Genomic DNA, 22,822 nt, shown 5'->3' with positions numbered 1-22,822 from the left:
CTTGGCCTCACGACTGTGCCGAAAACAGGCCACTCGGCCTGAAGGCGAGGATAAGGGCCATGACGACGTAGATCAGCATCGAGGCGAGCGCCGCCCCGATCGTGGTCGCCTGTGATGCGGGCATGGTGAGTGCCAGAAGCGATGGGAGCAGGAAACGGCCCATCGTGTCGACGACACCGACGATGACAGCGCCGACCAGTGCCCCCTTGATCGAGCCGATACCGCCAATGACGATGACGACGAAGGCGAGGATGAGGACCGGTTCGCCCATGCCCACCTGCACCGATTGCAATGCGCCCACCAACGCGCCGGCAAGCCCGGCAAGCGCTGCACCGAGTGCGAAGACGACCGTATAGAGCGTGCCGATGTCGACACCGAGCGCTCCGATCATCTCTCGATCGGACTCGCCCGCCCGGATGCGCATGCCGAGCCGGGTTCTGGAGATCAACAGATAGAGGCCGATCGCAACGGCAATGCCGACGCCGATGATCGCCAGGCGGTAGAGCTGGTACTGGCCGCCGCCCGGCAGCGGTACGGCACCCTGGAGCAAGGGGGGAATGTCGAGATAGAGCGGGAAGGAGCCGAAGAGCCAGCGGGCGCCTTCCGACAGGATCAGGATCAGCGCGAAGGTCGCAAGGACCTGATCGAGATGATCGCGGTCGTAGAGCCTGCGGATGACGGCGACCTCGATGATCGCGCCGACACCAGCTGCAGCTGCAAGGCTGGCGATGAGGCCGATCCAGAAGGAGCCGGTGGCGGCTGCGACCGTGGCGCAGGCAAACGCGCCGATCATATACAGTGAGCCGTGCGCCAGGTTGATGAGGCCCATGACCCCGAAAATCAGGGTCAGGCCGGCGGCCATCAGAAACAGCATCACACCGAGCTGGAGCCCGTTGAGCAGTTGTTCGATCAGAAGTGCGGTGAACAAGAGACCGGTCCAAGCTTGATGTCAGGAGGACATGGATCATCGACCGGATGGCGGCATCAAGGCCGCGCACCCGGGCAAACGACAGGTGCAGGGCACTACATGCTGCACTTCTCGGCGTAGGCGTCCTTGTGGTCTTCGAAGGCGGTGGCGATAATCTTGTTGGTGAGCACGCCGTCGGCTTCCTTCACCACCTCGCGGACGTAGATGTTCTGGATCGGGTGGTTGTTGTTGTTGAAGACGAATTTGCCGCGCACCGACTGGAAGTCTGCTGCCTTAAGTGCTGCGCGGAAGGCGTCCTTGTCTTTGACGCTTGCCTTGGACAGCGCGGCGAGGATCAGGTTTGCGGTATCCCAGCTCTGCGCCGCGTAGATCGAGGGCAGGCGCTTGTACTCGGCCTTGAAGGCTTCGACGAACTTCTTGTTGGCCTCGTTGTCGAGGTCCTTCGACCAGGTCGCCGAGTTCTTGACGCCAAGCGCCGCGTCGCCGATCGCCGGCAGGACGTCCTGGCTAAAGGAGAAGCCCGGGCCCATGACGGGGATGTTCACGCCCGACTGGGCATATTGCTTCATGAAGGCGATGCCCATGCCGCCGGGCAGGAAGAAGTAGACGGTGTCGGCACCCGAGGCGCGGATCTGGGCGATTTCGGCGGCGTAGTCCGTCTGCCCGACCTGCGTGTAGATCTCGCCGGCAAGCGCGCCCTTGTAATAGCGCTTGAAGCCGGTCAGCGCGTCCTTGCCGGCCGGGTAGTTGGGGGCGAGGATGAAGGCGTTCTTGTAATCCTTGTTGGCGTATTGGCCCATCGCCTCATGGAAATTGTCGTTCTGGTAGGCGACGTTGAAATAGTTCGCATTGCAGTTCGCACCGGCAAGTGCCGAGGGACCGGCGTTCGGCGACAGATAGATCACGTCCTGCGCCACCGTGTTCGGCACGACGGCCATCGCAAGGTTCGACCAGATGATGCCCGTCATCAGGTCGACCTTGTCGCCCTGGATCATCTTCTCGGCGATCTGCACCGCAAGTTCCGGCTTCTGGGCATCGTCCTCGATCACCAGCTCGACGTCCTTGTTGCCCGACTGCTTGATCGCCAGCGTGAAGGCGTCGCGCATATCGATGCCGAGGCCGGCGCCGCCGCCCGACAGCGTGGTGATGACGCCGATCTTCACCGGCTCGGCATGGGCAAGGCTTGACGTTGCAAGTGAAAGGCCAAGAAGGCCTGCTGCCAGAATGCGGTTCATGCTGTTCTCCTCTTTGTTGGTTCCCTTTTGGGTTGTGTTCTATCAGAGACCCGTGCGCACGTGCCAGAGCTCGGGGAAAAGTTCCACTTCGAGCATCTTTTTCAGATAGGACGCGCCGGATGTGCCCCCGGTTCCGCGTTTCATGCCGATGATGCGCTCGACGGTCGTGACGTGGTTGAAGCGCCAGCGACGGAAGTAGTCCTCGAAATCGACTAGTTTCTCGGCGAGCTCGTAGAGCATCCAATAGCGCTCGGGATCGCGGTAGACGATCTGCCAGGCGGCGAAGACCTTTTCGCTTTCCGTGCGCGTCTCGCGCCAATCGCTCTTGTCCGCTTCCGCGCCGACATCGAAACCGTTGCGCGAAAGAAGCCGGATCGCCTCGTCGTAGAGCGACGGCGCTGCCAGGATCGCTTCCAGCTTTTCCATGATGTCGGGGCGGTGCGCATGCGGCCCGAGCATCGCGACATTGCGGTTGCCGGCGAGGAACTCGATCGCCCGGTACTGCCAGGACTGGAAGCCGGAGGATTGGCCGAGCGATTCACGGAACGTGGTGTATTCGCTGGGGGTCATCGTTCGCAGCACATCCCAGGCGCTGTTCAGCTGCTCGAAGATGCGGGCGACGCGCGTCAGCATCTTGAATGCGGGCTCCAGCCGGTCGTCGCGGATCGAGCGGACCGCCGCGTTGATCTCGTGCAGCGCGAGCTTCATCCAGAGCTCGGACGTCTGATGCTGGATTATGAACAGCATCTCGTCATGGGCTTTGGAAAGCGGCTCCTGCGCATCCAGTACCTTTTCCAGCATCAGGTAGTCGCTATAGGACATGCGTCCCTCGAACGACATCTGGGCGCCTTCTTTCGAAGGGTCGTATGATTTGCTCATGTTTTCAGTTCTCCGACCGCAATCGGAACCGCTGGATCTTGCCCGTGGCTGTTTTCGGCAGGTTGTCCAGGAACTTTACCGATCGCGGATATTTGTAAGGCGCGATCGTCGCCTTCACATGATCCTGCAGACGCTTGATCGTTGCGTCGTCTGCCGACACGCCAGATATCAGAACGACATAGGCTTCGACAATCTGGCCGCGTTCCTGATCGGGCGCACCGACGACGGCGCATTCTGCGACCTCCGGGTGGGAAATCAGGGCGGCTTCGACCTCGGGGCCGGCGATGTTGTAGCCGGCGGTGATGATCATGTCGTCCGAACGGGCGGCGAAATGGAAGAAGCCGTCCTCGTCCTGATAGAAGGCGTCGCCGGTCAGGTTCCAGCCGTCGCGCACATAGTCGCGCTGTCGGCTGTCGGCCATGTAGCGGCAGCCGGTCGGGCCACGCACCGCAAGCCTGCCGATCGTGCCGCGGGGGACTTCCTGCATGTCGTCATTGACGATCCGCGCTTCGTAGCCGCCGACCGGCTTTCCGGTCGAGGCGGGCTTGCGGTCCTCGAAGCGGTTGGAAATGAAGATATGCAGCATCTCGGTCGCGCCGATCCCGTCGAGGATCGGCTTGCCGGTCTTGGCCGTCCACTCCTCGAAGACCGGACCGGGCAGGGTCTCGCCCGCCGAGATCGCGACGCGCAGTGATGAAAGATCGGCGCCGTTATCCATCGCCTTCATCATTGCCCGATAGGCGGTGGGGGCGGTAAACGAGATCGTCGCTTTGTACTTCTCGATGATCTCCACCATGTTGGCCGGCGTCGCATGCTCGAGCAGTGTCGCTGCGGCTCCAAAGCGCAAGGGGAAGATCGCAAGGCCGCCAAGGCCAAAGGTGAATGCGAGCGGCGGCGAGCCGACGAAGATATCGTCGGGCGTGACCCCGAGCACTTCGCGGGCATAGCCGTCGGCGATCGCCAGGAGATCGCGGTGAAAGTGCATGGTGGCCTTCGGAATCCCCGTCGTGCCAGAGGTGAAACCGAGCAACGCCACATCGTCGCGACCGGTATGCACCGCCTCGAAGACCACTGATTTGTCGAGCGCAATGCGGTCGAGTTCGGCGTCGTGGTTCGCGGTCCCGTCGAAACTCACGACCTGCTTCAGGAAGCGGCTGTCCTTGGCGCAGACGATCATTTCTTCCATCAGCCGCGTGTCGCAAAGTGCCAGGCTGACTTCGGCCTTGTCGACGATCTTGGCGAGTTCCCCGGCCCGGAGCATCGGCATGGTGTTGACGACGACGGCGCCGGCCTTGGTGGCCGCCAGCCAGCAGGCGACCATGGCCGGATTGTTGGCGGAGCGGATGAGCACGCGGTGCCCGGGCTTCACACCGTAATTTTCAACCAGCGCGTGGGCGAGACGGTTGGTCCAATCGGACAGTTCCTTGTAAGTCCGGCGGCGGCCATTGCCGATCAACGCGGTATGATCGCCGAAACCCTTGGCAACCATGGCGTCCGTCAATTCGACGGCGGCGTTGAGGTGATCCGGGTAGTCAAAACCTTCGAGAAGAAACTCCGGCCATTCTTCCTGTGGCGGAAGATGGTCGCGGGTGAACGTATCGACGTGCGAAGTCGGTCCAAGCATGTGGCGGCTGTTCCCTAATTTCGTTCGTGCCTGTTGCCCAGGCATTGTTCAAAGCCGGCTGAAAGTCTTGCGGTGGTTCAAAGCCCTGGTCTGCGGACAAGCGGCAAGCGTCGCGGCACTATTCAAAGTGACACGGGCCGTCGGCGACGCGACTCCAGTTATGGCGATAGGCACAGCGAGACCTCCACTTCTCGGCTGAACATGGGGCAGCATCGCACCAGTCCAAAATTATTTCAAGCCTAAAGTTTTTTTCGATTGCCGGCATTGCCTTTCCCGGTGGGGCAGGCGATTGCTATCTGTGAGGAGACATCAAAGGGAGGATGAAATCGATGCTGGAACACCGCATTTCCGACTGGGACGACGCCTATGCGAACGGCTCGAACATCGCGCGCGGCGATCGCTGGCCGGAAGCCTGGGTCAAACCGGCCGAGGCGTTCCGCAACGCCCTCTTGAGCGCCGGACGCGCCAAACTCGACCTTGCCTATGGCGATCGGCCGAGGAACCGTATGGATCTCTTTCTTCCCGACGGTTCGCCCAAGGGCCTGGTGGTCTTCGTCCACGGCGGGTACTGGCTACAGCTCGACAAGAGCTTCTGGTCGCACCTGGCGGCCGGAGCAGTGGAGCGCGGCTATGCCGTCGCGATGCCGTCCTACACGCTCTGCCCAAAGATTCGCATTGCCGGGATCGTCGAAGAGGTCGCCGCCGCTATAAGCGAGGCATCGAAACGCGTCGAGGGTCCCTTGATGCTGACCGGCCATTCGGCCGGCGGCCACCTCGTCAGCCGAATGATCACGACGACCGCGCCGCTTTCGCCTGATGTCCAGGGCCGGATCCGCAACGTCGTCTCGATCTCCGGCGTGCATGACCTGCGCCCGATCATGTCGACGGCCATGAACGAGAAGCTCGCGATCGACGAGGCCGAGGCACTTTCACAGAGCCCGGCACTGCTGCGGCCGATGCCAGACGCCCGCATCACCTGCTGGGTCGGAGGCGGCGAGCGTGCGGAGTTCCTGCGTCAGAACGCGCTTCTTGCCAATATCTGGACCGGATTGGCTGCAACGACGGCTGCTGTCGCGGAGCCGGACCGGCACCACTTCAACGTCGTCGACGGCCTTGCCGACGCCAAGCATCCCCTGGTGCGGACGTTACTGTTGGGCGTGTGAACGTCGGGCTGGGTCGCTCCCGTATTCCCTTGATAAGGGTATGAAGCGCTTCTATCTGCGCCATATCTCGGTGTTTGTATCGCTACTATATCCGTCAAAACTGACTAGAGTGCTCCTCCCGGTCTCGCCGGAAGCGAGCGACGCAAAATGAAGGCAAGCATGGAGACGCCGTCGACCGTCATCGATCTCGCTTCGATCGTCCAAACCTCGCTGGCGCCCGTCTTTCTTCTCGCCGGCACTGCCGGCTTCGTCAGTGTCTATGCCTCCCGGCTTGGCAGGGTGTCCGATCGCGTCAACGAGATCGGGGAGAAATACGAGCAGAACGACGCGCGGCGGATGCAGCTTGACTATCTGCGCCGGCGGACGCTGGCGCTGGAGATCGCCGTTGCGCTGGGGACTTTCGCGGCGATCTGCACGGGCTGCGCCATTCTCAATCTGCTCGCCGGCGCGCTTGCCTTCGGGTTTCGCGAGGAGAACCTTTTCTGGTTTTTCGGCGGCGCGATCGTCTCGCTCATCGGGTCGCTGTTGGCCTTCCTGTTCGAGATGCTGATCGCCGGGCGGAACATGCTGCGCCAGATGCGCATGGATCAGGCAGCGTCGGGCGGCGACTGATGCCGGTGCCGCCGTCAGCTTTCAGGCGAATTCAACCGTCGCCTGCGCCTCGTTGACCACCCACTCGATAAACACTTTGGCGAGCGGCGAGCTGTCCCGGTTCTTCTGCGTGACGATGTAGTAGCCCTTTGTTGCCGATTTGATGAAACCCTTGAGCGGCCGCACGAGCGCCCCTTGGCCAAGCTCTTCGGCTGCGGTGATGTTGTCGCCCATCGCGATGCCAATCCCGCAGCGCGCCGCGGCCAGATTCTGGTTGAAGTCTTCGAAACTCAGCCGGCGAACCGTTGCGGGAATTTCCTGGCCGTGATGCTTGAACCAGTCGTTCCAATGGGTGGAACCGACGCCGTCGAGGAGCACATGCCGGGTCAGGTCCTTGGTGCGCTTGATGTCGCCATCGCGGTTGATCAGGATCGGGCTGCAGACCGGAAAAAACTCCATCTGCTTGAGCGGTGTCGCTTCGCCCTTTGCGACTGCCGGATCACCGAACACGATGGCAAGATCGGCCTGGCCGTCCGGGAACGGTTCGCCCCATTCCGGCATCGAGAGGATCTGCAATTCCACGCGTTCGTGGCGGTCGTAGAACTTGCCGAGCCGTGGCACCAGCCATCGCGTTGCAAAGGCCGGCATGCACCTGACGGCCAGCCGCCCGGCGATCGGATTGCGCTGAAGGCCGAGCACCGCATCGTTGAGGGTCTCGAAGGATTGGGTGAGCTTGGAGAATAGCTCCTGGCCCTCAGGCGTCAGGACGAAGCTGTCACGTGATTTGACCGCAAGCGCAAAGCCGAAATGCTCCTCCAGCTGCCGGAACTGTTTGCTGACCGCTCCCGGCGTAACGTGCAGCTCATTGGCGGCCTTGGTCAGGCTTTTGTTTCGGGCGCTCGCCTCGAAGGCGCGCAAGGCATTGAGTGGCGGCAGTCTTGTCACGGATCTCGCTCCCCGATCTCGTCAATGCTTGAGAAAACCTCAATTGAAGGCGGAAATCAATTCGTTATGAGGGAGGAAAACGATCCGTTAGCATCTGCTTTAACGAAACGGCGGGCTGATATGACAGCCGGCCAACACCAAGGGAACTACACATGAACGCCGTGCCGCCGAAGAAAAAGGATCTCTACTCCGCGACGATCAAGTATTTCGGCTCTGTCGCCGAGCCCGCTTTCGAGGCGCCCGAGCGGCTGGAAAATCTCTGGGGTCGAAACTGGGGGTGCAACAACGACGTCGGGCAGCTCCGCACCGTCCTGATGCATCGCCCCGGCGAGGAGTTTTCCGTCATCGACCGCACCAAGCGCATCGAGGAAATCGGCACCTATGGCGACCTCGAGACAGGCTGGTACTGGCAGAGCGACAGCATCCCGACGCTTGAGGAACTGCAGGCCCAGCATGACGGCCTGACCGATTTGCTGCGGGCCGAAGGCGTCGAAGTCGTTTATGTCGAGGGCGTTGATCGCGGTCGGTTCAAGTCGGTCTACACCCGAGACTCGTGCATCGCCGTCAAGGGTGGGGCGATCATCCCCCGGCTGGCACCGCGCATGCGTCATGGCGAGGAACTCGCCGTGACCCGGACGCTGGCAAAACAGGGAATGCCGGTGCTTCGCACCCTGCACGGAACGGCCATGGCCGAAGGCGGAAGCTTTGCCTGGCTCAACAGCCGCACCGCCGTCATCGGCCGTGGCATCCGCATCAACGACGACGGCATCAGCCAGATCGCCGAGGTGCTTCGCTACCAGGGTGTCGAACTTCTGGTCGTCGACCTCTGCGGCTACGACATCCATATCGACGGCCATTTCCTGATGATTGACGTCGATCTCGCGCTGATCTGGCCGCGCGGTCTCTCCTTCGTCTTCCTCGAGAAACTCCGCCAGCTCGGCATCCGCACGATCGAGATGAACGAGGATGACAATCCTTGGATCGTCAACGGTCTGGCGATCGCGCCCGGTCGCGTGATCATGCCGCGCGGGCTTTCCGATCGCACGCGCGAGGCGCTTTCCCGCAGCAATGTCACCGTGCTCGAGATCGATTACGACAAGGTGCAACTTAACGGCGGCGGTATCCATTGCTCGACGAGTCCGCTAATCCGCGACAGCGTCGATTGATCGGAGGCAGCCATGCCAGCCCATATTTCCATTCGCGAAGCCTGCAAGTCCTTCGGTAGCTTCGAGGCTCTGAGAAACGTGTCGCTCGACATTGAGAAGGGGGAGTTCCTCACCTTTCTCGGCCCGTCCGGATCGGGCAAGTCGACACTTTTGAACGCGATCGCCGGCTTCGAGCCGTTGTCGTCAGGCGCTGTTTTGAAGGATGGCGAGGACATCGGTGACACGCCTGCCGACAGGCGCAATTTCGGCATGGTGTTTCAGGGCTACGCATTGTTCCCGCATTTGACCGTTGCGGAGAACATCGCCTTTTCGCTGCGCGTGCGGAAGGTTTTGCGCGCCGAGGTCGAGCAGCGGGTGGCGCGGATGGTCGACCTTGTCGGCCTCAGGGGACAGGAGCACAAACGCCCCTCGGCGCTGTCGGGCGGTCAGCAGCAGCGCGTGGCGCTTGCGCGTGCGCTGGTGTTCGAGCCGGAGCTTCTGCTTTTGGACGAACCGCTCTCGGCACTCGACAAGAACCTGCGCGAACAATTGCAGGACGAACTGGTCGATATCCATCGCAAGACGGGAACGACCTTTCTTTTCGTCACGCACGACCAGATGGAAGCGATGGCGATGTCGGATCGGATCGCGATCTTTGATCGCGGCCGCATCGTCCAGCTCGACCGGCCGAACGTGCTCTACGATGAACCCAACACCCGGTTTGTCGCCGAGTTTCTCGGCACGATGAACACGTTGCCGGTCTCGCGGCAGCGCGCCGTTTCCGGCGAGTTTCATGCGCATGTCGGGGAATTCGGTGTACGGGCGGCGCTCCCCGATGCCGAACAGTTGGCGGGCGCACCGGCCGTGCTCGCCATTCGACCGGAGAAGCTGACGCTTTGCCGCCAGCGACCAAAGACCGACCACAATCTGCTGCCGATGACCGTCGATGGCGTCGTCTTCCAGGGTGGTACGACGATCGTCAAAGGCAGCGCGCCGGAGGGAACGGGCCTGACGGTAACGGCGACGCGAGACGCGCTCGGCGTGCCCCCGGCGCGCGGCGAGCAGCTCTGGGTGCACTGGGGCCATATGGACGGGCGGGTGCTCGCCGGCTGACACGCTTCAAATGCATGCGAACCAAACAACAACAAGGGGAAATGCAATGAGTAACGATCTGAAAGCGGAATGCCTTGAACTCCTGAAGGACGGTCATCTTTCCGGTCGCATTGACCGGCGGACGTTTCTGACCGGCCTCGTTTTGCTGGGCGTCGCACCGCATCTTGGCAGCCGATCGGCGAGGGCGGCCGACGGGCAACTGGTCGTCACCAATTGGGGCGGGGACGCCGTCGGCGCTTTCGAGACAGCGCTGACAGGCAACTATGCCGAACAACAGGGCATCGCGGTGAAGATCGACGGCTCTGGGCCGACCAAGGGCGCGATGAAGGCGCAGTTCGAAAGCGGCGCGGTCTCTTGGGACGTCTGCGATGCCGACCCGGGCGCGACGAAATCGCTCGGCCAAGCAGGCATGATCGAGCCGATCGACTACAAGGTGGTCGATCGCGAGAAGGTGCAATCGGGCTTTGCCTATGAATACAGCGTCGCCAACTATTTCCTGAGCTATGTCATCGCCTATGATGCCAAGAAATTCGGCGACAACCCACCGAAGTCCTGGGCGGATTTCTGGAACGTCGAAAAATATCCGGGCAAGCGCTCGCTCTACAAGTGGATGTCGGGCTGCATGGAGGCAGCACTCCTTGCCGACGGCGTGCCGATGGACAAGCTCTATCCGCTCGACGAAGAACGCGCCATCCGCAAGCTCAATGAGATCAAGCCGCATATCGTCAGCTTCTGGGATTCCGGTGCCGAGAGCCAGCAGCTGATGCGCGACGGCGAGGCGTCGATGGCGCTGATATGGCACACCCGCGCCAACCTGGTGGAGAAAGACACAGGCGGCGATGTCAGCTGGACCTATGCCGAAGGTATCCTTGCGCCGTCGGGCTGGGCTGTGATCAAGGGCAATCCGGCGGGGTCCGCCCGGGCGATGGATTTCATCCGCTACTGCCAGGATCCGGCGCGCCAGGTCGAGTTGCTGAAAGCACTTGGCTGCGGCCCTTCCAATCCGCTTGCCCATGATCTCGTGCCGGCGGAGCTCAAGCGGCTGGACTGCAGCTCGGCTGAGAACATGGCACAACAGGTGCTGATGGACATGGACTGGTATTCGGCCCGCGGCGATGCGGCGCTCGAAAAATACCTGGCGATGACCGCGTCATGATCGAGAGGCGTTTCCTGTTGCTTAGGCCTCCCGGCGCGAGCGGATCGCTTTTAATGCTCTGGGCATTGCCGGTGATCCTCTTGCTTGCCTATGTGCTACCCTTTGCCGGTGTGACGCTCTGGAGCGTCACACGGCCTGAGCTCGGCGTCGGCAACTATCTTCGTATCTTCTCCGGTGCGGACTTCCAGGCGATCTTTCTGAGAACCTTCTGGGTGTGCCTCTTGAGCACCGCGATCACTATTCCGATCGCCTATCTGCTCGCCTACTACTGGGTGATGGGCAGTGCGCGCCGCAGCCGGCTAATCGAGATCTGCATCTTCATTCCGTTCTGGATCTCGGTGCTGGTGCGCGCCTTCGGCTGGGTGGTCATCCTGCGCAACAACGGGCTTGCCAGCGACGTCGCGGCGGCCTTCGGTCTGAGTGGACTTTCGACCGGCCGAAACGTCTGGTCGGTGATAACTGGCATGGTGCACTTCATGGTGCCGTTTGCGATCCTGCCGATGGCCTCCGTCATGCGCAAGATCGACAGGCGCGTGCTTCTGGCCGCGCTCGGCCTCGGTTGCCGGCCGCTTGGCGTGTTCTGGCGGATCTATCTGCCAATGTCTCTGCCGGGTGTGTTTTCGGCACTGGCGATGACCTTCATCTTCTCACTCGGCTTCTTCGTCACCCCGATGATCCTCGGCGGTGGTCGGGTGGTGATGACGGCGGAATCGGTGTTCGTACAGATGTTCCAGACGGCCAACTGGGGGCTCGGTGCCGCTCTCGGCGTCGTGCTGCTCGTCGTCGTCTTTGCCATCCTCTGGCTGTCGCAGCGCGTCATGCGCATCGAACAACTCATGTCGCGGTAGGTGGATTATGTTTGGCACATCACGTCTTGGCGGCTTTCTTGCCGGTGTGGCCGGGCTCTTCCTGCTCCTGCCTCTTGCCGCCGTCATCCCGTTTTCCTTCACGGCCAAGCGCTTCCTGTCGATGCCGGACGGGGAGTATTCGTTCAGGCACTACCTGGCGATTTTCGATCCCGATACCTGGCTTTCGAGCATCGGCACGAGCACGCTCGTCGCTCTTCTTTCGAGCGTCATCGCAACGGCGCTTGCTGCAGCCTTCGGCATCGGTGTCTGGCTGCGGCGGCCGGCGAGCGGACGCTTCCTGATCGGCCTCGTTCTGTTGCCGATCATCGTCCCGCCCGTCACCTCCGCGGTCGCGCTCTATTTCCTGCTGGCGCAGATAGGCCTGCTCGACACGATCCCCGGACTGGTGCTCTCGCATGTGGTGATGATTGTACCGTTTGCTGTCATCGCCATCCTCGGCGCGCTCAGTCGGCTGGACCGGAACCTCGAGCTTGCCGCCCGAAACCTCGGGGCAAGCCAGCTGCAGTCGATCTACCGGGTGATCCTGCCGAACATTCGCTTCGGGCTGTTCGCCGCCTGGTTCGTCAGCCTCGTCATGTCCTGGGAGGAGAGTTCCGTCACCCTGTTCGTCAGCGGCGTCAACGTCATCACACTGCCCAAGCGCATTTGGGACAACCTGCGTCTGGATCTCGATCCGGCCGTGGCCGCCATCTCGGTGATCATGATCGTCGCAACCGCCTTGGTCATCCTTTTCCGCAACTCGGAAGCGGGAAGCTGAAAGGAACGCGACCGTCGTTCATGGGGTGAAATGCGATCGTAGACTTAAGCGACAGTGCTCATTGACGCGGTTTTCTAAAAGGCGGCTTGTGGCCGCCTTTTTCGCGTTTCCAGGCATCTGGAGCCGCGGGCATCGGTGGTACCCCCTCTGGGGGACTAACGCCCCACGTCGGCGCCACGCATAGTTTCTCCATGCCGAGCGGTATGTCGCTCCCCTCGGCTCAAGTGGAGGAGAACCATGCAGCGCGCCATCAAACACCCCGATCCAAGGCCGCGGGCCGAAAGCAACATCGTGCCGATGGCTGGTTGCGATCCGGTGCAGCTTCCAAACAGCGTCGCGGCCGAGGTTCGAAGCCTGCGCAAGACCTATAATGCCGGCACGCCGCAGGCCCATGAGGCACTGAAGGACGTCAGTCTTTCCATCCGCGCCAACGAGTTCTTCACCCTGCTTGGCCCCTCCGGCTGCGGCAAGACCACCTTGCTGCGCATCCTCGGCGGTTTCGAAATGCTGACGTCAGGCTCCTGCCGCATCTTCGGAGAAGACGTCAGCCGCCTCCCGCCGGAAGCGCGGCCGGTCAACACCGTGTTCCAGCAATATGCGCTGTTCCCGCATATGACCGTTCGCCGCAACATTGCCTTCGGGCTTGAAATGCTCGGCAAGCCGAGGACCGAAGTCGATCGCACCGTCGAGCGCATGCTCGATCTTGTTCACATGCGCGAATATGCCGATCGCCGCCCGGACACGATGTCGGGCGGGCAGCGCCAGCGCGTCGCACTTGCCCGCGCGCTCGCACCGCAGCCCAAGCTCCTGCTGCTCGACGAGCCGCTGTCGGCGCTCGACCTGAAGCTCCGGCAGAAGATGCGGTTGGAACTGAAATCCCTCCAGCGCGAAACCGGCATTACCTTCATTTTCGTCACCCATGACCAGGAAGAGGCCCTTGCGATGAGCGACCGGGTCGCCGTCATCAGCAACGGCCTCCTGCAGCAGGTCGGCACGCCTGAGGAGATTTATGAACAGCCACAAAGCCGCTTCGTTGCCGATTTCATCGGCGAGTCGAACCTGATCGAGGCGAAGGTTGCAGGGACCGCTGGCAGTGAGGCAGCTCTCGACATCGAGGGTTTTGGCCAGGTGCATGCGCCGATCGCTCAGCATGTCGAGGACGGGCAAGAGGTCTGGCTCTCGATCCGCCCCGAGCGGCTGGTTCTGGGCGTCGGCCAATGCGGCGGGCAAGCGTCGGCAACGGTTGCCGATCGCACTTATCTCGGCAATGCGGTTGAATATCACCTGCGCGCCGGCGGGCACGCGCTGACGGCGCGGTCTCCCCGCGGTGGTCTGCGCGGCCGCCAGGATTTCGCGCCGGGCGATGTCGTCAGCCTCGGTTTTGAGCCCGGCTCCATCAAGGTGCTCCTGTCATGAGCGCCCGGCCTCTTGCTCTTTCCTCGCGCATCCCGCCGGGGCTTGCCCATGCCAGCCTACTGTGGCCATCGCTCGGCATCATCCTGGTGTTCATGGTCGCGCCGATTGCGATCATGCTCACCTATTCGTTTCTCGTGCCGGGCGCCTATGGCGGCGTCGAGTGGTCCTTTACCACCGCCGCCTACGAGCAGATCCTGTTCGAGCGGGATTTCCTCGACGACAGCCTGACCTTTACACCCGACTATCTGATCATCGTCGCCCGCTCGCTCATGCAGGCGACCGTCGCGACGCTTCTCTGCCTCGTGATCAGCGTGCCCACCGCCTACTACATCGCCACCCGCTCCAACCGGGTGAAGAACATCTGGCTGTTCCTGATCACCATTCCTTACTGGGTAAACCTCCTGATCCGCACCATCGCTTTGCTTTTCGTGTTGCGTGACGATGGCCCAATCAACAGCGCTTTGATCGACGTCGGGTTCATCGGCCAGCCCCTGGCACTGAGCTACAACGGCTTTGCCATCTCGCTCGGGCTGATCTACTCGTTCCTGCCCTTCATGGTGCTGCCGCTCTATTCGGCCTTCGAACGGTTCGATTTCCGCCTGCTGGAGGCGGCCTACGATCTCTATGCGAGCCGCAGGGTTGCGTTCTTCCGCATCGTGCTGCCGGTCATGCGACCGGGGCTGATCGCCGGCAGCCTGCTCGTCTTCATTCCCTCGGTCGGCTCCTATCTGGCCCCGGATATTCTAGGCGGCGGCAAGACGCTGATGATCGGTAACCTGATCGGTACGCAATTCCAGGCGGCGCGCAACTGGCCGTTTGGTGCCGCGCTGTCGATGATCCTGCTCACCATCACCCTCATCGTCCTTCTCTGGCTGGCGCGGCGCGCCGCCCAGCAGCAACAGCAGAACTAAGGGGAGGTCCGCCATGTCCACCGCCCGCTTGCGCGACCTTCGTGTCTTTCCCGGTTTCGGTCTTCTCTCCGTCGGCTGCGTCGTCTTCCTCTATGCGCCGATCGTCGTTCTGGCGATCTACTCCTTCAACGACGGCCGGTCCGTCACCCGTTGGGCAGGTTTCTCCTTCCGTTGGTATCAAACGGTCTTTGCCAATCAGAACATCCAGACAGCCGCCATCAATTCGGTGGTGATCGCCATCATCGCCGCGACCGTCGCCACGGTCTTTGCGCTCGGTGCCGCCGTTGCCACGGTCAACCGCAAGAAGGGCGGCGGAGAGGGCGCCTATGTCGTTCTCACCTTCCCATTGATGGTGCCGGAAATCGTCACCGCTGTCGCCTCGCTCGTCTTCTTCGTGGCCCTCGGCATCAGCCTCGGCTTTGCCACGATCCTGATTGCCCACATCGTCTTCTGCATCCCTTTCTCCTATCTGCCGATCAAGGCACGGCTCGAAAGCATGGACGCGACGCTGCCGTCGGCGGCGGCCGATCTCTATGCTTCGCCGGCCAAGGCCTTCCTGCGCATCACGCTGCCTCTGCTGCTGCCCGGCCTCGTCTCCGGCTGGCTGCTCGCCTTCATCATCTCGCTCGATGATTTCATCATCACCGCCCTTGTTGCCGGTCCCGGCGCCACCACCCTGCCGCTGCACATCTACGGCATGCTCAGGCTCGGCATGACGCCCGAGGTCAACGCCATCTCAACGCTGATGCTCGTCGCCTCGACCGTGCTGGTCTTGATTTCGGGATTGCTGGGGCAGGCGGGCCGCAAGCACTGACTTCGCGAAAATCAACGAAAATCAAAACAATGAAGGGAACATCTAATGAAAAAGGCCGCCGTCTTTACTGCCCTGCTTACCTCGACCCTGCCAGCCCAGGCATTCGCGGCGGGCGACCTCTTCATCTACACCTGGGGCGAATACACGCCGCCCGAGATGGTCGAGAAATTCGAGAAAACCTACGGGGTCAAGGTCCATATCGACACCTACGATTCCATGGAGACCATGCTTGCCAAGCTGAAATCGGGGGCCGGCGGCTACGACATCATCGTACCCGGCCACGATACCATGACGATCCTGATCGGCGAGAAGCTGCTCGAGCCGATCAATGTCGCGGCGATGCCGAACTACCAGCATGTCGACGAGATGTGGCGGGACGTCTTCTGGGACAAGGGACGCCTCTATTCGGCACCCTGGGCCTGGGGCTCGACCGGTCTTGCTGTCGACCGCGATATCGTCAAGGGCGATGACACCTCGCTGAAGATCCTGTTCGAACCGGATGACGCGGCAAAGGGCAAGATCAACATGCTGCGTGACGTCAACGACGTCATCAACATGGCGTTGCGCTACCTCGGCAAGCCGCGCTGCAACGACAACCCCGAGGACCTGAAGGCGGTACTCGACCTGCTGTCGACGCAGAAGCAATTCGTCAAGAGCTACAACTCCGAGACCAAGGAATTGCTTGTTTCCGGCGAAGCGGCCGTTTCCATGAGCTGGAACGGCTACGCCATGCGTGCCCGCGACGAACGACCGTCGATCGAATACATCTACCCGAAGGAAGGCTACACCGGCTGGATGGATAATGTCGCGGTGCCGAAGGGCGCACCGGACATCGAGAACGCCAAGCTCTGGATCAATTTCATTATGGATCCCGAAAACGCGGCGATGATCACCAACTATGCCCGCTACGCCAACGGCATCAAAGGCTCCGAAGCCTTCGTCGACAAGGCACTTGCCGGTGCCCCTGAACTCAGCCCGCCCGAAAGCGCGCCGGCGCCGGAATTCCTGACCGCCTGCACGCCCGCCGTCACCAAACTTTACGACCGTGTCTGGACCAAGCTTCTGCGGTGACGCCGATCCCGCAGACCACGCCTCATGCCATTCTGGAGAAGAAAATGACCATCGTTCAATCCGTTGCAGCCGTCGGCTCCGATCGGCCGAACAACCGCTCGGCCTTCGAGAAGGACCGGGATCACGTCCTGCATCCCTATACCGATTTTTCAACCTTTGCCGCGACAGGCAGCCAGATCATCGAGAAGGCCGAGGGCGCCTATGTCGTTGACAACACCGGGCGACGGCTGCTCGACGGGATTGCCGGCCTTTGGTGCGTCAACATCGGCCACGGCCGGCGCGAGATGGCCGATGCGATTGCCGCCCAGGTGCTCGACATGGACTACTACAATCCCTTCGGGGCATCGGGCAACGTGCCCGCAGCCGAGCTCGGCGCGCGGCTCGCGGAGCTTTCGCCCGGCAGCCTCAACCATGTCTACTACACCTGCGGCGGCTCGACGGCGAACGATGCGGCGATCCGCATCGTGCATTACTACTTCGCAATGCGCGGCAAGCCCGGCAAGCGCAAGATCATCTCGCGCAACAACGGCTATCATGGTGCAACCTACGTGGCGGCCGCGCTGACCGGCATTCACGGCACCAAATACGGCTTTGCTCAGGTCGGTGAGGATTTCATCGACCACATCTCAGCTGCCGACTGCTACGCCCGCCCGGAAGGCATGTCCGAGGAGGCCTATTGCGACCTCCTGGTGCGGGAATTCGAGATGCGGATCGAGCAGCTCGGACCGCAGAACGTCGCGGCCTTCATCGCCGAGCCGATCATGGGGGCGGGGGGCGTTCTGGTGGCGCCGAACGGCTACCACGGCCGCATGCAGGCGGTCTGCCGCCGCAACGATATCCTCTACATCGCCGACGAGGTGGTGACCGGCTTCGGCCGTCTCGGGGAATGGTTCGCGTCCGACGCCATCTATCAGACGCAGCCGGACATCCTCGTTTCGGCCAAGGGCATCACCTCAGGTTACATCCCGCTCGGCGCGACGCTGATTTCCGACGAAATCTACGACGTCATCAGCCGTCCGCAGTGCGAAGGCGGCGTCTTTTCGATGGGGCTCACCTACTTCGGCCACCCGGTCGCCTGTGCCGCAGCGCTCGCCAATATTGACATCATGGAGCGGGAGCGCCTGCTGCCGCACGCGGCAAAGACCGGCGCCTACCTGCAACGGCAGGCAAAGGCGCTGCTTGCCCACGACATCGTTGGGGACGTGCGCGGCGCCGGGCTGATGCTCGGCATCGATCTTGTGGCCGACAAGGCGACGAAGGCGCCGCTGCCTGCCCACGAAAAAGCGAGCGAAACGATCTTCCAGGGCTGCATTTCCCTCGGCGTCATCGTTCGTCCGGTCGGCAATCGGCTCATCGTGTCGCCACCTTTGATCGTCACGGAAACCGAATGCGACGCGATCGTTTCCGCGCTTTCAGAATCGATCGCCGCTTTCATGGCATCTCGCCGCGGCGCCGCTTGAGGAGCAATCGACATGAGCGAAGTCACGGTCGCAGCGACGCAGATGGCCTGCAGCTGGAACATCGACGAGAATATCGAAAAGGCCGAGGAACTGGTGCGGCTTGCCCATGAGGATGGTGCTCAGATCATCCTTTTGCAGGAGCTGTTCCAGACACCCTATTTCTGCCTGGAGCAGACGATCCACCACCTCGATCTGGCGGCTAGCCTCGGCGAGGACCGTGCGGTCAGGCATTTCCGGACAATTGCGAAGGAGCTCGGCGTGGTTCTGCCGATCTCCTACTATGAGAAGGCGGGACCGGCGCAGTACAACTCGCTCGCGATCATCGATGCCGATGGCGAGATCCTCTGGAACTACCGCAAGTCCCATATCCCGCAGGCGCCGGGCTATGAGGAGAAGTTCTATTTCAGCCCCGGCGATACCGGCTTTCGGGCTGTCGATACGAAATACGCACGGATCGGCTGCGGCATCTGCTGGGACCAGTGGTTTCCCGAGACCGCCCGTGCGCTCGCCTTGCAAGGGGCGGAACTTCTGTTCTTCCCGACGGCGATCGGCAGCGAACAGAACGTCGAGATCGACAGTTCCGGCCACTGGCGTCGCACGATGCAGGGCCATGCCGCCGCCAACATGATCCCGGTGATCGCCTCCAACCGGGTCGGAAGCGAGGCGGCCGGCGGCAACGAGGCGCTGTTTTACGGTACGTCCTTCATTGCCGACCAGACCGGCGCGATCGTTGCCGAGGCGAGCCGCACCGACGAGACCTATCTGACGGCGCGCTTCGATCTTGATGCGGTCCGCTCCTTCCGGCGCAGCTGGGGCATCTACCGCGACCGCCGGCCGGATCTCTACGGCGCAATCCGCACGCTCGATGGCCAGACGACGATCGGCTGACTTTATTTTCGCAAACAATCAACGATGTAAAAGCCGAATCCTGGCGCTGCCGCCGTCGCAGGCATCGGGACCGGTTAGGAAAGGTATGAAATCATGAAGAACCAGACACCTCGCGAAGCCGGGTTTCGCATGCCGGCCGAATGGGAGCCGCATCGCCGCACCTGGATGATGTGGCCGTGCCGCCATGAGGTCTGGGACGATATCGCCGCGACCCGCCGCGACTATGCGGCGGTCGCCCACGCGATCCGCGAATTCGAGCCGGTGACGATGGCTGCGCGGCCGGAGGATATAGCCGAGGCGCGCGCCATCCTCGACCCGTCGATCGATCTCGTCGAGGCAGACATCGATGACAGCTGGGCGCGCGATGCCGGTCCCTGCTTCCTGACGGCTAAGGACGGCCGGCGCGCCGGAGCGCGCTTCACTTTCAACGCCTGGGGCGGCAAGTATCATCCGTTCAAGGGCGATGCCGCCTTTTCCGGGGTCGTGCTGGAGAAGGCTGGCGTTGCCGGCTTCGTCTCAAATCTGATCGCCGAGGGTGGCGGTGTCAGCGTCGATGGCGAGGGGACGATCATCACCACCGAAACCTGCTTCCCGAACAGAAACCGCAATCCCGGCTGGAGCCGCGACGACATCGAGCGTGAGCTTCTCGACATGCTCGGCGGTGAAAAGGTGATCTGGCTGCCTGGCAATCCGATCGAGGACGAGACCGATGGTCATGTGGATGGCATTGCCGTCTTCGTCGCGCCGGGCGTGGTCTTGATGGAAAGTCCTGGTGAAGGGGGTAGCGAGGAGGAGGAAGAGTGGAACCACTACATCCGCCTGAACCTGGAAGCGATGCAGGGCCAGACAGACGCCAAGGGGCGGCCGATCCGCATCGTTACCATTCCGGAAGCCGTCGATGCGCCGTCGGATCACCCGAAATTCTGCCGCTCCTACGTCAATTCCTACCTCGTCAACGGCGGGGTGATCATGCCGTGTTACGGGATCGAATCCGATACGGTCGTAAGGCAGATGTTCCGTTCGTTGTTTCCGGACAGGCGCGTGCGCGAGGTTCGCATTGATGCCATTGCCATCGGTGGCGGCGGCATCCATTGCATTACTCAGCAGGAACCGCTTTGATCGTCGAAGGGAACTTGACGACAAGGCGGGGAATGGCGGGATTTCCGTTCGAACAGATGACACTGATAGGCGAGGCCGTGGCTGCAATCGGCAGCCCGGCCTTTCCCGATGCGCTCAGGCAACTCTGCCTCGACGTCTATGGGTTCGACAGCCTGTTCGTTTCGGTCTTTTCCGCCGACCAGCCGCCGCTGCAGCTCTATAGCGATCTCGATCCCGAGGCGACCCGCCGCACCGTCGGCCCCTATCTCAGCTTCGCCTATCTGCTGGATCCGTTCTACGGCGTCTATCGAAGCGATCCCGGCGACCGGGTGGTGAGCCTCGACGACTGTGCCCCGGACGATTTTCGCGAGAGCGAATACTACCGCATGTTCTATGCCGAAACCGGGCTCTACGACGAAATCGTCATGCTGGTCGCAAGCACCGAAGGCACCGCGATCGCGCTTTCGCTCGGCCAGCGGACGGAGGACTGCCGTCCCGGGCCGCAGGCCCGCGCCCATCTTGACGGCCTGTTGCCGGTCGTCTCGGAGCTTTGCCGCAAGCACTGGCCGCAACCGGTGTCAGGATCGGCTGCAAGCGAGCCCGCGGCCGATATGGTCTTTGCCACACTGTCGCAGTTGAAGGTGAGCACGCGCGAGGGAGAGATCATCCGGCTCATGCTGAAGGGGCATTCGACCAAGAGCATTGCGCGTATTCTGGGCAACAGCCCGGAGACGGTGAAGGTTCACCGCAAGCGCATCTATTCCAAGCTCAAGATCTCCTCGCAGGGCGAACTGTTCTCGCTCCTGCTCGGAGGTGCCGGCGGGTAAGGACGCAGCGTTCACGCAGGACTCGCGCAAGGCGGGGCCCAGCAATTATGGTCATAGCGCCGTGCGCTCACTTGAACGCACGGCGTTTTTCACGATCAGTTGCCGGAGAAGAGGCCTTCCGCGTCATAGACAGGCTCACCCTGCAAAAGCGTCGCTTCGACGGCGGCCTTGCCGATTTCCTTGACTGGGATCTCGAAGATATCCTTGTCGATAACGACGAGGTCCGCAAACTTTCCGGGCTCGATCGTGCCTGTCTTGTCGTCCTGGTTGAGCAGCTTCGCCGGGTTGATCGTCATCCATTTGACCGCCGTTTCGACATCCGGTGCCCCGTCCTTCTTGCGCTGAAGGGCCGTCTGGATCTTTACGAGCGGCGAAAGCTCGTCGGCATCGAAGTCGCTGCTCATGACAACCGTGGCGCCCGTCTTCTCGATGCTTCCGGCCGGCATCATGGTGTCTGCGCGATCACCGATGAACTTGCGGATGAAGGCGTCATATTCCCGGCTGAGCGAACTCGGCGCGAGCTGGAAATCGGCAACGACGCCCTCATCCTTGAAGCGGCCGTAATCGGCTTTGTCCAGCAGGTAGATATGCGTGAGCCGATGCGGGCCTGGCTCCGGGTCGGACTGCGCGATGGCGTCGAGCGCCAGGCGCGCACCGCGGTCGCCGGTCACGTGATAGTGCAGCTTGAAGCCCTTTTCAGAAAGCACCTTGGAGTAGCGGTCGAGCGTCTCTTCGTCGAAATAGAGGAAGCCACTGTCGAAGCCGTGATCGATACCCGGTCCCTTGTTATAGGGTGCAAGCAGGGCGCCGGTGCGCTGCTCGAGTATGCCGTCCACATAGATCTTCACCTGATTGAATTTCAAAAGTCGGTTCGGATCGTTGCTGTAGTGGCTGGCTAGCTTTTCCACCTGCGCGTCGAACGGCAGGTCGGGATAGACGTAGAGCGCATTGGCGGCTCTCAGCGTCAGCGTGTCGTTCTTCTCTGCCATCTCCCAGGCCTTCAGGTGCCCCTGAGGCCAGAAACCGCCGGCGTCGCTGACGGTGGTGATGCCGTTCTCGGCCATCGTCTTCAGCGTCGGGAGCATGCTTTCATAGGCAAACTTGACGTTTTCAGGCGTATCCGGAAAGGCAAGGTTGCGCAGCTTCTGCTGGGCGTTTTCAAGCACGATCCCGTTCGGAGCGCCAGTCTTCTGGTCACGCAGGATGATGCCGCCCGGCGGGTTACCGTTGATCTTGTCGTAGCCGGCAGCCTCAAGCGCAACGCTGTTTGCCCAGGCGCCGTGGCCGATGTCGTCAAGGATCAGGATCGGCCTGTCCATCGAAATCTCGTCCAGCACGCCGACCGGGTCGTCGGTTTCGTCGAGCAGGTTAGTCATGCTGACGCCCGAGCCGACAACCCATTCGTTGTCGCTCTGCTTGATGCAATCGCGAACGGTGTCCTTGGTCTCCTCAAGAGAGGCGAAGGCTTCAAACTCGCAGAGGCTGGCGTTGACCCCGGCCTCGATCAAATGCACGTGGGCATCCTGGAAGCCGGGCAGGAGCATCCGGCCGCCGAGCTTGACGACGTGGGCGTCCGCTCCGGCTTTCTCAAGCACACGCGCCTCGTTGCCGACGGCAAGGATCACCCCGTCGTCGTCGATTGCCACTGCCTCGGCCAATGGGGCGGCGGGGTTCATGGTGCGGACCTTGGCGTCGGTGATGACGAGCGTCTCGGCGGCGGCGCCGACAGCGCCGCTGCAAAGTGCCGAAGCTGCGAGAAGCAGGCCGGTCAGCGTCTGCAGCGTTCTCCTGGTGTTTGGGGCCATGGGGTTCGTACCTTTCCTGTCGAATTTTCTAAATATCACGCCCCTCACATCAATGCAGATGAACTCTCCGGTAATCGATGCTGAGGGCGTTTGGTGCCGGCAGCCACGTGTCGTGTGCTGTCGGCTG

21 protein-coding genes are annotated in these 22,822 nt (G+C 61.9%); 15 read left to right on the top strand and 6 right to left on the bottom strand.

Annotated elements, in window-relative coordinates; all coding sequences use genetic code 11:
• Window positions 1-7 precede the first annotated feature (7 nt).
• From IB279_RS30155 to IB279_RS30140, 4 genes are all read right to left on the bottom strand, one after another.
• The gene (locus IB279_RS30155) at window positions 8-928 is read right to left on the bottom strand and encodes a branched-chain amino acid ABC transporter permease (RefSeq protein ID WP_034796285.1); all 921 of its coding nucleotides are present in this window, start codon (window positions 926-928) and stop codon (window positions 8-10) included.
• A 95-nt stretch (window positions 929-1,023) separates the two neighbouring features.
• Window positions 1,024-2,163 (bottom strand): ABC transporter substrate-binding protein, encoded by a 1,140-nt coding sequence (locus IB279_RS30150; protein ID WP_060518003.1) that lies wholly within the window; start codon window positions 2,161-2,163, stop codon window positions 1,024-1,026.
• Between the two features lie 42 nt (window positions 2,164-2,205).
• Entirely contained in the window at window positions 2,206-3,042 is an 837-nt protein-coding gene (gene kynA, locus IB279_RS30145) for a tryptophan 2,3-dioxygenase (protein ID WP_060518000.1), read from the bottom strand.
• A gap of 4 nt (window positions 3,043-3,046) precedes the next feature.
• Window positions 3,047-4,666 (bottom strand): benzoate-CoA ligase family protein, encoded by a 1,620-nt coding sequence (locus IB279_RS30140; protein WP_034796293.1) that lies wholly within the window; start codon window positions 4,664-4,666, stop codon window positions 3,047-3,049.
• 329 nt (window positions 4,667-4,995) lie between these two features.
• On the opposite strand from IB279_RS30140, the gene IB279_RS30135 reads away from it, so the two are divergent.
• On the top strand, window positions 4,996-5,829 hold the full coding sequence (locus IB279_RS30135; RefSeq protein ID WP_192340442.1) for an alpha/beta hydrolase: 834 nt from the start codon (window positions 4,996-4,998) through the stop codon (window positions 5,827-5,829).
• Between the two features lie 159 nt (window positions 5,830-5,988).
• A complete protein-coding gene (locus tag IB279_RS30130) occupies window positions 5,989-6,441 on the top strand; it encodes a DUF2721 domain-containing protein (protein WP_034796355.1) in 453 nt (150 codons plus the stop codon).
• Between the two features lie 21 nt (window positions 6,442-6,462).
• On the opposite strand, the gene IB279_RS30125 is transcribed toward IB279_RS30130, so the two are convergent.
• Window positions 6,463-7,365: a LysR substrate-binding domain-containing protein gene (locus tag IB279_RS30125; protein WP_192340440.1), complete on the bottom strand. Its 903-nt coding sequence runs from the start codon at window positions 7,363-7,365 to the stop codon at window positions 6,463-6,465.
• A gap of 152 nt (window positions 7,366-7,517) precedes the next feature.
• Between IB279_RS30125 and IB279_RS30120 the strand changes: the two genes are divergently transcribed.
• The 13 genes from IB279_RS30120 to IB279_RS30060 all read left to right on the top strand — a co-directional run bounded on the left by IB279_RS30120 (window position 7,518) and on the right by IB279_RS30060 (window position 20,890).
• Window positions 7,518-8,531: a dimethylarginine dimethylaminohydrolase family protein gene (locus IB279_RS30120; protein ID WP_192340438.1), complete on the top strand. Its 1,014-nt coding sequence runs from the start codon at window positions 7,518-7,520 to the stop codon at window positions 8,529-8,531.
• 12 nt (window positions 8,532-8,543) lie between these two features.
• Window positions 8,544-9,623, top strand: a complete 1,080-nt coding sequence (locus IB279_RS30115) for an ABC transporter ATP-binding protein (protein WP_192340436.1) — start codon at window positions 8,544-8,546, stop codon at window positions 9,621-9,623.
• 46 nt (window positions 9,624-9,669) lie between these two features.
• Window positions 9,670-10,779: an ABC transporter substrate-binding protein gene (locus IB279_RS30110; protein WP_113294093.1), complete on the top strand. Its 1,110-nt coding sequence runs from the start codon at window positions 9,670-9,672 to the stop codon at window positions 10,777-10,779.
• Window positions 10,776-11,627: an ABC transporter permease gene (locus IB279_RS30105; protein ID WP_192340434.1), complete on the top strand. Its 852-nt coding sequence runs from the start codon at window positions 10,776-10,778 to the stop codon at window positions 11,625-11,627. Before IB279_RS30110 ends, IB279_RS30105 begins: the two co-directional genes overlap by 4 nt.
• 7 nt (window positions 11,628-11,634) lie before the next feature.
• Window positions 11,635-12,405, top strand: a complete 771-nt coding sequence (locus tag IB279_RS30100) for an ABC transporter permease (RefSeq protein ID WP_060580761.1) — start codon at window positions 11,635-11,637, stop codon at window positions 12,403-12,405.
• 237 nt (window positions 12,406-12,642) lie between these two features.
• Complete coding sequence (locus IB279_RS30095; protein WP_375292965.1) at window positions 12,643-13,821, top strand: ABC transporter ATP-binding protein; 1,179 nt, start codon at window positions 12,643-12,645, stop codon at window positions 13,819-13,821.
• A complete protein-coding gene (locus IB279_RS30090; protein WP_060580760.1) occupies window positions 13,818-14,732 on the top strand; it encodes an ABC transporter permease in 915 nt (304 codons plus the stop codon). Before IB279_RS30095 ends, IB279_RS30090 begins: the two co-directional genes overlap by 4 nt.
• A 13-nt stretch (window positions 14,733-14,745) precedes the next feature.
• Complete coding sequence (locus IB279_RS30085) at window positions 14,746-15,546, top strand: ABC transporter permease (RefSeq protein ID WP_192340432.1); 801 nt, start codon at window positions 14,746-14,748, stop codon at window positions 15,544-15,546.
• A gap of 45 nt (window positions 15,547-15,591) precedes the next feature.
• The gene (locus tag IB279_RS30080; protein WP_060580758.1) at window positions 15,592-16,617 is read left to right on the top strand and encodes an extracellular solute-binding protein; all 1,026 of its coding nucleotides are present in this window, start codon (window positions 15,592-15,594) and stop codon (window positions 16,615-16,617) included.
• Between the two features lie 44 nt (window positions 16,618-16,661).
• Entirely contained in the window at window positions 16,662-18,077 is a 1,416-nt protein-coding gene (locus tag IB279_RS30075; protein WP_192340430.1) for an aminotransferase, read from the top strand.
• A gap of 12 nt (window positions 18,078-18,089) precedes the next feature.
• The gene (aguB, locus tag IB279_RS30070; protein ID WP_060580756.1) at window positions 18,090-18,965 is read left to right on the top strand and encodes an N-carbamoylputrescine amidase; all 876 of its coding nucleotides are present in this window, start codon (window positions 18,090-18,092) and stop codon (window positions 18,963-18,965) included.
• A gap of 93 nt (window positions 18,966-19,058) precedes the next feature.
• Window positions 19,059-20,084 carry an agmatine/peptidylarginine deiminase gene (locus IB279_RS30065; RefSeq protein ID WP_210338743.1) on the top strand — a complete coding sequence of 342 codons (1,026 nt, stop codon included), beginning with the start codon at window positions 19,059-19,061 and terminating at the stop codon, window positions 20,082-20,084.
• A gap of 56 nt (window positions 20,085-20,140) precedes the next feature.
• Window positions 20,141-20,890, top strand: a complete 750-nt coding sequence (locus IB279_RS30060; protein WP_162744784.1) for a helix-turn-helix transcriptional regulator — start codon at window positions 20,141-20,143, stop codon at window positions 20,888-20,890.
• Window positions 20,891-20,985: 95 nt separating this feature from the next.
• Here the strand turns inward: IB279_RS30060 and IB279_RS30055 are convergent, their stop codons facing one another.
• Window positions 20,986-22,695 (bottom strand): amidohydrolase, encoded by a 1,710-nt coding sequence (locus IB279_RS30055; RefSeq protein WP_060580754.1) that lies wholly within the window; start codon window positions 22,693-22,695, stop codon window positions 20,986-20,988.
• Window positions 22,696-22,822 lie beyond the last annotated feature (127 nt).

It is taken from the genome of Ensifer sp. ENS06, assembly GCF_014852205.1.
GTDB classification, from domain to species: domain Bacteria; phylum Pseudomonadota; class Alphaproteobacteria; order Rhizobiales; family Rhizobiaceae; genus Ensifer; species Ensifer adhaerens.
This window is presented reverse-complemented; position numbering and strand designations above follow the sequence as displayed.